Source organism: Methanogenium sp. MK-MG, from assembly GCF_009914725.1.
Taxonomy (GTDB): Archaea; Halobacteriota; Methanomicrobia; order Methanomicrobiales; family Methanomicrobiaceae; genus Methanogenium.
This window is the reverse complement of record NZ_JAAAWJ010000064.1, coordinates 1-10,421: the sequence shown is the minus strand read 5'-3', so window position 1 is coordinate 10,421 and position 10,421 is coordinate 1. Positions and strand designations below refer to the sequence as shown.

At 50.2% G+C, this 10,421-nt stretch carries 12 protein-coding genes, 1 other RNA gene and 1 pseudogene; 7 read left to right on the top strand and 7 right to left on the bottom strand.

Going from position 1 to position 10,421, the window contains the following annotated elements; genetic code table 11:
- From MKMG_RS08880 to MKMG_RS08870, 3 genes and pseudogenes are all read right to left on the bottom strand, one after another.
- Nucleotides 1-850 (bottom strand): annotated as a pseudogene (locus MKMG_RS08880) (pseudouridine synthase); the annotation flags it as partial.
- A complete protein-coding gene (tgtA, locus tag MKMG_RS08875; protein WP_165077395.1) occupies nucleotides 837-2,285 on the bottom strand; it encodes a tRNA guanosine(15) transglycosylase TgtA in 1,449 nt (482 codons plus the stop codon). The gene tgtA and the pseudogene MKMG_RS08880, both read right to left, overlap by 14 nt.
- A complete protein-coding gene (locus tag MKMG_RS08870; protein ID WP_165077393.1) occupies nucleotides 2,282-2,851 on the bottom strand; it encodes a TIGR00296 family protein in 570 nt (189 codons plus the stop codon). The genes tgtA and MKMG_RS08870 overlap by 4 nt, the downstream gene beginning before the upstream one ends.
- A 33-nt stretch (nucleotides 2,852-2,884) precedes the next feature.
- Here MKMG_RS08870 and rnpB point away from each other — a divergent pair.
- The 3 genes from rnpB (at nucleotide 2,885) to MKMG_RS08855 (ending at nucleotide 4,474) form a co-directional block, all read left to right on the top strand.
- An RNA gene (gene rnpB, locus MKMG_RS08865) (RNase P RNA component) lies at nucleotides 2,885-3,236 on the top strand.
- Nucleotides 3,237-3,301: 65 nt separating this feature from the next.
- Nucleotides 3,302-3,847 carry a hypothetical protein gene (locus MKMG_RS08860; protein ID WP_165077392.1) on the top strand — a complete coding sequence of 182 codons (546 nt, stop codon included), beginning with the start codon at nucleotides 3,302-3,304 and terminating at the stop codon, nucleotides 3,845-3,847.
- A 72-nt stretch (nucleotides 3,848-3,919) separates the two neighbouring features.
- A complete protein-coding gene (locus MKMG_RS08855; RefSeq protein ID WP_165077391.1) occupies nucleotides 3,920-4,474 on the top strand; it encodes an XRE family transcriptional regulator in 555 nt (184 codons plus the stop codon).
- On the opposite strand, the gene tpiA is transcribed toward MKMG_RS08855, so the two are convergent.
- Both tpiA and MKMG_RS08845 read right to left on the bottom strand, forming a co-directional pair.
- Complete coding sequence (tpiA, locus tag MKMG_RS08850) at nucleotides 4,471-5,139, bottom strand: triose-phosphate isomerase (protein WP_165077390.1); 669 nt, start codon at nucleotides 5,137-5,139, stop codon at nucleotides 4,471-4,473. The genes MKMG_RS08855 and tpiA overlap by 4 nt on opposite strands.
- Nucleotides 5,140-5,161: 22 nt before the next feature.
- The gene (locus MKMG_RS08845) at nucleotides 5,162-5,653 is read right to left on the bottom strand and encodes a multiprotein bridging factor aMBF1 (RefSeq protein WP_165077389.1); all 492 of its coding nucleotides are present in this window, start codon (nucleotides 5,651-5,653) and stop codon (nucleotides 5,162-5,164) included.
- A 58-nt stretch (nucleotides 5,654-5,711) separates the two neighbouring features.
- On the opposite strand from MKMG_RS08845, the gene MKMG_RS08840 reads away from it, so the two are divergent.
- Nucleotides 5,712-6,950: a proteasome-activating nucleotidase gene (locus tag MKMG_RS08840; RefSeq protein ID WP_165077388.1), complete on the top strand. Its 1,239-nt coding sequence runs from the start codon at nucleotides 5,712-5,714 to the stop codon at nucleotides 6,948-6,950.
- 8 nt (nucleotides 6,951-6,958) lie between these two features.
- Here MKMG_RS08840 and MKMG_RS08835 read toward each other — a convergent pair whose 3' ends face one another.
- Both MKMG_RS08835 and MKMG_RS08830 read right to left on the bottom strand, forming a co-directional pair.
- Complete coding sequence (locus tag MKMG_RS08835; RefSeq protein WP_165077387.1) at nucleotides 6,959-7,402, bottom strand: DUF5804 family protein; 444 nt, start codon at nucleotides 7,400-7,402, stop codon at nucleotides 6,959-6,961.
- A 3-nt stretch (nucleotides 7,403-7,405) separates the two neighbouring features.
- Nucleotides 7,406-8,629: a proteasome-activating nucleotidase gene (locus MKMG_RS08830; RefSeq protein WP_371415208.1), complete on the bottom strand. Its 1,224-nt coding sequence runs from the start codon at nucleotides 8,627-8,629 to the stop codon at nucleotides 7,406-7,408.
- Here MKMG_RS08830 and MKMG_RS08825 point away from each other — a divergent pair.
- The 3 genes from MKMG_RS08825 to MKMG_RS08815 form a co-directional block, all read left to right on the top strand.
- Nucleotides 8,622-9,029, top strand: a complete 408-nt coding sequence (locus MKMG_RS08825; protein ID WP_165077386.1) for a DUF126 domain-containing protein — start codon at nucleotides 8,622-8,624, stop codon at nucleotides 9,027-9,029. The genes MKMG_RS08830 and MKMG_RS08825 overlap by 8 nt on opposite strands.
- Nucleotides 9,030-9,104: 75 nt before the next feature.
- Nucleotides 9,105-10,226, top strand: a complete 1,122-nt coding sequence (locus tag MKMG_RS08820; RefSeq protein ID WP_165077385.1) for a TIGR04013 family B12-binding domain/radical SAM domain-containing protein — start codon at nucleotides 9,105-9,107, stop codon at nucleotides 10,224-10,226.
- On the top strand, nucleotides 10,223-10,421 hold a 199-nt coding region (locus MKMG_RS08815), incomplete at its 3' end, for a metallophosphoesterase (protein ID WP_174235648.1). The genes MKMG_RS08820 and MKMG_RS08815, both read left to right, overlap by 4 nt.

The window sequence follows — 10,421 nt, the reverse complement described above, 5'->3', positions numbered from 1 at the left end:
GTGCAGAGCAGGGCAGAAGCACCAGCGTATCGGTACGGGTCGGTATAAACCGGTCAATCACCCGGTCCACAAACCGTGTGACCTCGGTTCTTTTCAGGGAATCAGCAGTATTGGCTGAGAATGGTGTGCTCCGCACAATCGGTATCATCGGTTCGCAGTAGGCAGGTGCAGCGTCAAGGAGGCGCATAACAGCCACCTGCCAGGCATTATTCCGTGTACGTTTTTCAATGAATTCACGGAACACACGCGAGCGAATGAACCAGCGTGCGGTTGCAATCTCTGTGTCCAGCGTGTTCCTGTTATGGAGTCCCAGATCATTATTTCTGCAGCCTTCACAGCTGCACAGCCCGGAATCACGCACCTCATCATAGGGAAACTCGCCGTCCGGTGTGCAGAACATATTGCGTACCGTCATCAGGTCCACAGCACGGTAATCAAAGAGGTCAAATCCGCAGTAGATGAGAATGGCCGCATTTGACGGGAGCGCACTGGCCGGTGCATACCATGCCGTGTCCATGGGAAAGCGTTCCCTGAGTGCAATCAGAAGTTCAGTAAACCGCCTGGGATTGTCAAAGAGTGTATGACACCCCGGAACAATGACCGCAGACTCCTCTGAACCATCCGGTTTCTCTCCGACAAATGCATTCAGGATTCCGGTATACTGTATGGGCGCTGGCCATCTGATTTTTTCAGGAAATTCAGGTGGCGTATTGGCGAACGGATGATTGAATAAATCGGGAAACATCTCTCTTGGGTCGATGATTCCCGGTGTTGCCACCACATATTTTCCGGAAGTGTATCTCCCCGTCCGTCCGGGGCCGTCGCGAATGATGCGTTCAAATAAACTCATATAATTCCTCCACACTCTGTAGTGCATCCGTCATCACCGGTCTCCATCTCTCACCGGCATGGATGGTGACAGGAATGCCCGGATTTGCATTGATCAGTTGTATGATGCCTTTGCACCCACTTTGGACCATCACTTCATCCCATTCGGGAATTTCACTCTGGCCGATAGGGAATGTCTCCTTTAGTCCGTGGGGGTACGGGCCGAATGGCGGTTTAAACAGGAACGTTGTTGCGCCAACGGGGCCTGCCTCGTCATTCAGGCTGATGTGGATGGCATCTGTGACAGAAAAACGCGGGATCATTTCATGGTAGCGGATCACTTCTGTCCTTTTGCAGGATTCACTGCCCCGGTAGAAGAATCTGCGTTTTGAGACCGCATCACGGGTCAGAAGTACATCGGTATACTTCAGGAGTTCCCGGTAGCCGTCAAGCAGGCGGGGATGATTTCTGCAGCGTTCGTCAACGAGTTCCCAGAGGGTGCCGTCCTGAATACTCTGTCTGATACGTGCAATCTCTGCAAGACTGACCAGAAGGTTATGTTTGGCAAGCAGTTTCTCTTTATCCGGTGATGCCTGTAATTCGCGTGCCGTATGCGAACGGCAGACTTCACAGGCACAGGGAAGTTCGCTGAGTTCAGCCAGTTTATAGCTTCCGGATACGGTCATGTATCGTCCTTCGCGGGCGTAGAGTGCATAGGCCGCAGAATCAAATACATCACATCCCATGGCTGCTGCAAGGGCAAACATCGATGGATGCCCTGCCCCAAAGAGGTGAATGCATGAGCCCGGAGAGAGTGCCTGTTTTGCTGCCATCACAACGGTGACGAGATCACGATAACGGTATGATTCCATAAGCGGCACCACGGCACCAATAGGGCAGAATACCGCTCCTGTCTCACGCACCTCTTCTCCTGCCCTCTTCCGGAGATCGGGATGGAGGCCTCCCTGCACCGGGGCTGCGAGGTGGCCGTCATCAATGATTTCCATCGCTTCGCGAATCCGCTGCATGGTCACAGAAAGCTCCTCTGCCGCCCCGTCATGATCCCGGTCGGGTGGTGTGGCGAGATCCATGGGGACAATGATTTCACTCCCTATCTGGCGCTGAAAACAGACCGTATCAGCATTTGAAAATGCTACGTCCCCATACACCGACTGCTGAAATGCACCTGAGTCAGTCATGATAATGCCCTGAAATCCAAGCACTGCATGCAGGCCCTCATTCATTGCCCGTTCACGAAACTCCTCGCTTTTACTGAAGATATATGCATTGGTGATCAGTGCTTCAACACCCATCTTCTCCATTTCTTCAGGAGGTATCAACTGGATATGCGGATTAATTACCGGAAGGAGCAGGGGTGTTTTTGCAGTTTTATCTCCAACCCTGAGTTTTCCTGTTCTCGCCCATATGTCTTTATGCTGGCTCTCAAAGGTGATCACGTGTGTTCCTCCTCATAAAATATCTGTCCTTCAAATGTGTATAGTTCAGTGTCATCATTTCTCCATGTTCCGGGAGGAAGACCTGCTTTTATGCAGACCTGATCTAAAAATGTCCCGGCATCCCAGTGGTATTCAACCGGCACCTGCGGGAGAAGAAGGCCGGTTCTTCCGTAGCCTGCAATAATCAGCCCGTGTTTTCCAACGGTGACTGCCTCCTGACGCCTGGCCGGAGGGGCTGAAACAAGAACGGGGGGTGTCAGTACAGTGACCTCTATTGAAATTTCGGGAAGTTCTTCGGCGCGTACGGGTGGAAAACGCGGATCGTGTAATGCGGCGGAGAGTGCAGCGTCGGGAATTGCAACTGATAACGAAAGCACCGGTGTTGGAAATCCAATACAGCCTCTGAGTTCGCCGTTTCGGTTCAGTGTGACAAATACGCCCCGCTTTTCACTGAATGAATCCGGCACTGCTACCGCCGGAAGTTTATCTTTGCCGATGTTCTCCTGAAGAACCCTGCGTGCGAGTTTCACCGCCGTTGCACCATCTTCACTGCTGATCCCGTCCATGCCCATAAATATTGCGAGATACAATATTAATAGGAGAGGGAGTGTGTGGCTGACGGTGGCAGAAAATGCTGCTGAGGAAAGTCCCCACACCAACCGGACGCGTAGCCGCATGCAAGTGCGGGTGGCGAGAGTCACGGCTCTGACACAGAAACGACACGGCCTGCCGTTAGCGATGATGCGACCGAGCCGTCAGTGTATAGCTGATGGCGAGAAGGCACCAGGTGCTGAGTTAACTCGCTGATGCACAGCGGCAGGATTCGATGGAACGGTGAAACCCTACGGGTGCAAGCCAGAACAGGGCAATAAGGCCGGGTCCGGGCCTGCCCGGGTATGGCGCGTAGCTGAATGCCACATAGAAACAGAATGGGGCTTACTACTCCCACTCATTCTTCAATTTTGAAAAAGCTATATACCAGCTTACCGTAAGGTATCACTACCGGAGCATAAACGATGAATGACACTGATTTCTTTTCTGCGTATATCCAACAACTGAAAACAGAATGCCCTCTTCCTGATGAATCAGCCGGACACGCGATTGCGTCAATGCTCACCGGCTACAGGATGGGATTATATGACCGGGCCGTTGCGCAGGCGGATAAGGCGTTGGGCCTTTTCAAAGAGACAGAAAATATTCCTGAGTATCTCATACGTGCAGTCCTGATTGTAAAGAATGATGCACTGCAAAAGATACCCGAACAGGTGACCATTAAATCAAGTTTTGACTGGGAAGGACACGACCCCTCGCATGATGACACACGAATAATCTCCGGTGATGACACGGAGTATGCATTCGATGAAGACAGCTTCAGATGGCTGGCGGTGCTACTGCCGGAAGAAAAAACAGATATCCGGGATGCATACATGCTCGATACCGCCCTGATGCTGTTATACGGTGTGGCTGTCTGTTCATCACCGATGGACGAGCAGGCAATGGAGGAGCATCTCTATGATTATCTCATTCAGCGCCTTGGGCTGTACCGGGAAGAGGTGGCATGACAAAATTGTTGTGGGCAATTATCTTCTAAGGGCATATTATTTTGAGGGATTATCACCTCTAATAATAACAACATGCAGATTCCAACACCCGATGAGATCCGGGAACAACGTATCAAGGCAGGCCTGACACAATCAGATGTGGCAGAACGGGCAGGCTTTTCACAGTCCATGATTGCACGGATAGAGACCGGGACTGTTGATCCACGGGCAAGCACACTCCGCCGGATTGTTAAAATACTGAATGAATCAGGGACATCCCGTACATCTGCCGGGGATATTATGACCACCCCTGTCATCAGCATCGCTCCTGAGGAGACCATTGAACATACTGTGGATGTGATGGAACAGTATGGCATATCACAGGTTCCTGTGATAACACACGGTGTCCCTATCGGATGTGTATCGGAATCAGCCATCATCGCGGCCATGGAAAACGGAACGATTCAGCGGTCGATGAAAAATACTGTCACGGACATCATGGAAGAAGGGTTTCCCACAGTCGCGCCTTCAGAAAAGATAGATGCAATCGTTCACAGTCTCCGGAACCATCATGCCGTCCTTGTCATGAATAAGGGAAAGGTGGTTGGTGTCATCACCAAACACGACTGCATACGACACCTGTCCTAGATCAGTGATACGAGATCGCGAAGAACCGCTTCAGGATCCTTTGCTTTCACCACACCTGATGCAAGAAGGACACCATCGGTGCCAAGGTCCAGTGCTGTTCTGACACATTCACCTGTGCTGATTCCGGCACCGGTCAGCACTTTTACCGTCGCATTCACGGAATGCACTGCCTCGACAGATTGTTCAATTATTCCGGGATCTGCTTTTGAAACAGATACTCCGCTGCCAATCAGTTCCGGGGGTTCTATGGCAATATAATCCGGACTGAAAAACGCTGCGGCACCACTTGTGGCAACATTATTTGTGCAGATGACCGTTTCAAGACCTGCAGCACGGGCCAGACGGTTTGCTGCTTCAATATCCGCGAGCGTCAGCCTGCGTTCAGCATGGTTTATCAGCGTCCCTGTGGCACCTGCTGCCTTCAGGGCCCCTGCAACAATATGCCCGGTCTGTGCCCCCGGAGCAACTCCGTCAACGTGCTGGGCAAAAACGGGCAGGGAATAATGAACATTTAATGGATGTATGTCCATATATCCAGGAGCCAGACCGATTCTGACGTCATTCTCATGTGCGATTCGTTCTGCACTCTGAGCAATTCTCTGTGCGTTATGTCCAAATCCCTCAGTATAGGATTTCAGGTTTATGAGAATGAATGGAGCAGCCATATTGTGTAACCTTCTGTTAGTATTATCTTCCCTGTTTTTTTATCCGGATCATATCTCCAAGTGTTGTTGTCATTGCAGATCCGCCGGATGTTTTCATACTATCATCAACCGATTCAATCAGTTCAATCTCCAGGATTTTCCCGATCTTCTTTAGTACCCGGTCTTCCGGGACGAATCCGGTTTCAATTTTTTTGATGAGATTTTCCTTTTCCTTTATTTCCTGTGCGAGATCTTTCTGCGTCCACCCTTTTGCCATTCTGGCTTCACGGATTTTGACATTGAAATCATCGACAATATCTCCTCCCATCATATCAAAAACATCACGGGGTCTGCTTTTCTGTGGTTTTCTGGAGCCAACCTTTGGTTTTGCTCCCGGAACTCTGGCACCTGGCGGTTTTTTGATCTCTGTACCAAGTTTCACACATTTCGGGCACACCCACATCTTAGCTCCGCCAATCTGAACAAGAACTGGCTCGCCATTGATTGATGCGCCGCAAACTTCACATTCGGACATTTCAAATCGTAAACAAATTTATAGTCATATGAACAGATATACCTAATTGAGGTTTCAAATGGGGGACTACTCTGTGCCAAATCCCGAGATCGGCGATGAAGACCTGAATGAGTATCTTCTGAACCGGATTGCAGCACTCGAATCAAAAAATATACAGTTCAAAGAGCAGGTACGGCAGCTCGATATTGAAAAAAAGAATGTAGAAAACCAGAAAACCCGTTACGAACGTGAAATCAGAAAGCTGAAGAGTGAAGTTGAAAAACTCAGAAGCCCCCCGCTTGTTATCGGCACTGTTTCAGATATTATTGATAAACAGCGCGTAATAGTGCAGAGCAGTGCCGGTCCGCGTTTTATGGTGAGGGTATCAAATTTTGTGAAGCCTGAAGACCTGAAACCCGGACTGAGATGCACGATGAATCAACAGTCACTCACGGTTGTTGAGGTGTTGCCGGAAGCATTCGACAGCCAGATCTATGGCATGGAAGTAGTCGATTCTCCTGATGAGACATATGATGAGATCGGCGGTCTGGAAGAACAGATTCGCGAGCTGAAAGAAGCAGTTGAACTGCCGTTAACACGCCCGGAATTGTTCGCATCTGTTGGAATCGTTCCCCCGAAAGGAGTACTCCTCTACGGGCCCCCGGGAACGGGAAAGACCCTTCTCGCCCGTGCGGTGGCCCATGAAACCCATGCACATTTTCTCCGGGTCGTGGGGTCAGAACTGGTGCAGAAGTACATCGGTGAGGGAGCGCGTCTCGTACGGGAACTGTTTGAACTGGCGAAGAAAAACGCCCCGTCAATTATTTTCATTGATGAAATTGATGCGATTGGCGCGATGCGCAGTGAAAGCACCACGTCCGGGGACCGGGAGGTGCAGCGGACCCTGATGCAGCTCCTTGCTGATATGGACGGGTTTGAGTCCCGGGGCGATGTAAAAATAGTCGCTGCCACAAACAGAATAGATATTCTTGATCACGCACTGCTGCGACCGGGCCGTTTTGACCGTATCATTGAAATACCCCTGCCCAATTCTGATGGGCGACGGTCAATTATGGAGATACATTCTGAAAATATGGCTCTGGATGTCGCAGTTGATCTCCATGAAGTTGCCGAGTTAACAGACGGAAAGAATGGTTCAGAACTCCGTGCAATCTGTACAGAGGCAGGAATGTTTGCCATTCGTGCTGAGCGAACAAAGGTGTATCAGTCTGACTTTATCAAGGCGATTGACAAAGTTACCTTTGACCTTACCCATCATCCGAAGTGCAGCCCGTACGACAGTGCGATGTTTGCCTGAAAAATATTTTATATTTTTTTAAGCTCTTCTTCAGAACAGCGTGCACGGAATGTTGTGTCCATTCCCGATGCAAATTCAGTGACATCATTTATTGCTGATTCGGGAGTTACCGCCATCCGGTCCAGAACAGTATGATATTTAATGCCATAGACGATCTCCCGGTCCCAGCTGTCATGAACAGACTCTTCACGTCCATAGATGATGCCTGCATACGGGGGAGTACAGATAATTCCATTTGAGAGCAGACAGAGCGGTTGGGATACATACCGCTGGATGTACCACTTTATCTCAGATATGACCGAGAGCGCACTTCCCAGGGTTGACACTTCAATGCAGACTCCCCAGTCGGTTTTTTTCGGGTGGTAAAAACGGAGCAGTTCACGGCTTGTCTCGGATGCCAAAAGAGTGGAATGGAGGTCAGTTCCTTCCTTCTGTATGAGCAGTACCTTCATAATCTAAAGGAACATGATGTCCGGCTTCTGGGTTTTATCCCTGACCTTACGCATGGCTTCTTCAAAATCGGACCATGTGACTGCATCTGCATCCCGCCTGACAGCCATCATTCCGGCCTCACGGCAGATTGCTTCAAGTTCTGCACCGGTGGTATTCTCAGCTTCCGCTGCCAGTTTGTCAAGAGGAACCCCCACAAGCTGCATCTTTGCAGAATGAATCTTCAGTATCTGGTGGCGGGCAGCGGTGTCCGGAAGCGGAACCATCACGACCCTGTCAAACCGTCCCGGCCGCAAAAGTGCGGGGTCCAGCATATCCACCCGGTTTGTCGCTCCCATGATTCTGACGTCACCCCTGTTGTCAAATCCGTCCATCTCTGCCAGGAGCTGCATCAGGGTCCGCTGCACTTCTGCGCTTCCGGATGTGCCGTCATGCATCCGCATGGTTCCGATTGCATCAATTTCATCGATGAAGACGATGGACGGGGCCCGTTCCCGTGCCATGGTAAAGAGCTCCCGCACCATCTGGGCACCTTCTCCGATAAATTTATGGACCAGTTCACTGCCGGACATACGAATGAAGGTGGCGTTTGCCTGATGGGCAACTGCTTTTGCTATCAGTGTTTTTCCGGTACCCGGCGGTCCGTAGAGCAGAATGCCTTTGGGTGGTTCAACACCGATTCTGCGGAATATCTCAGGCTTTGTCAACGGATATTCAACCGCTTCCCTGACCTCTTCGATCTCCTCTCTGAGTCCCCCGATTTTTTCAAAGGTGGTATCAGGAGATTCTATCAGTTCCATAACCCGCACGCGCGAATCAACAGAATTGGCAACGATACGTACGATGGAAAGAGCGTTGTTAACAGCAACCTTCATGCCGGGTTTCAGTTCAGTTCTCAGATCATCTGTGATTCCGGTAATATATTCCTGGTTGTTCCCCTGCTGACGAAGATACACCTCTCCTGAATCCAGAATGTCAATGACTGACGCTACAAAGAGCGGCGTCCGTTTCAGCTGATTGTTCTCCTTTTTCAGCTGTTCATTCTCCTTTTTAGCACTGGAAAGTTCTTTTGTCTGGATTTCAACTGTTTCCTGCAGATCGTCAATTATTTCCTCATATTCCTGTTCGGTCAGGCTGGTCGGATTTCGTTCGGTATTGGTATTGCTGATGATGGTCTCATCCATGTCATATTTATCTTTGTTCTCACCACATTTATGTAGTATGTCCATTACAATTCAGGCACGCGGCATTTCAGCTGGCATCGGAACCGGTGCTGTTCTTGTCAGCAGTGAACCGATCTCCTTTCTGTCAGGAGTCGATCCGGAGACTGGTGTTGTGATTGAATCCGGTCACCCTCTGGAAGGGCAGTCAATAGCGGGAAAAGTGCTTGCCTTCCCGTATGGAAAAGGCTCTACTGTCGGTTCGTATGTCATCTATGCACTCAGACGGAACAATATGGCACCGTCTGCCATAATCAATACCGAAGCCGAACCCATTATCGCTGTCGGGGCAATACTCGCAGAAATCCCGATGGTCGACCGCCCTGATACACCAATCGAAGAGCTGAAAGGCGGATTATCTGCATCCGTTGATGGCAGTTTGGGTGAGATTACACTTAATAACGATTAATTCCGGGTATCGGCGTGTATTGTTATATCCTGTTAAAATGTGTGAAAAAAATAATTCCCAGAGGGTATATGCCTGATGAAGATTAACTGGCGTTCCATACCGTGGGCAAAAAATTCGTTTGCTGCTCTGAACGCGGCATGTGAACTTTCCGGCATCACTCTGAATGAAGTGGATGCTCCGGAAGATGACATCACCTGTTACAGTCTTAACTCTGTAAATGAACCTCATTTCAGGGATGAAATATCTGATGCTGAGTGCATTACCATTGCCGGGGGGCCGCATCCCACCGCCTGCTGGGAAGAAGTACGCCAGTATGCAGATTATGTGGTGATTGGTGAGGGGGAATATACTCTGCCTGCCCTTCTCAGAATGATTGAGTCCGGCAGTCAGACCCTGCCGGCCGGAGTGGCGTCAAAAAAGCAGGTGGTGATGCCGAACCATTGTGTGCTTCTCCCCTCCTATCCACCGTTTACTTCGGTAAAGGGGTATACTGAGATTAGCCGTGGCTGTCCGTTTGGATGCGGATACTGCCAGACGCCGCGACTGTTCGGCAGGCATATGCGTCACCGCAGAATCGATGATATTGAGCGTGCCACCCGCGTGTTCCGTGACGTACGGTTTGTCACGCCGAATGCTCTTGGCTATGGATCTGATGGCATTCATATACGCCTTGACAAAGTTGAAAAACTGCTCAAATCGTTAACCGGAAGGAGAATTTTTTTCGGAACCTTTCCCAGTGAAGTGAGGCCCGAGTGTATATCTGACGCATCACTGCACCTGATTGAGAGCTATTGTGCGAACAGGAAGGTTCATTTTGGTGCGCAGTCCGGCAGTAATCATGTACTACAGATGCTCAGGCGCGGCCACACGGCAGAGGATGTGATGAAGGCATATGACCTTTGCAGAGACCATGGCATGACCCCGGTTGTCGATTATATTGTGGGCCTTCCGTATGAATCAGATGACGAACAGCGGCTTTCTGTCACACAGATGAAAGAGATTACCCGCCATGGTATTGTGCACGTCCATCATTTCACCCCGCTTCCGGGAACCCCCCTTGCCGGGACGTCGGCACGCACCATTCTTCCTGACGTGCAGCGGGAACTGGGAAGGCTGGCACAAAGTGGAAAGGCAACCGGTTCATGGATCGATGCTGAGGCAAGGTTTTTTAAGGATAATGAAGACCAGTTATCATGATGAAAATACTTCTGCTGACAGATATCCACGGCCAGTATGATACGATTCCCGGTTTCATGGAACTTGCTCCGGATATGGTCATCATTGCCGGGGATATCACCGACTGTGGAGATCCACAGGAAGCAAATGAGGTATTTAAACAGATTGACGTCCCGTGTTTTGCTGTTCCCGGCAACTGTGATGCCCGGGAGATCC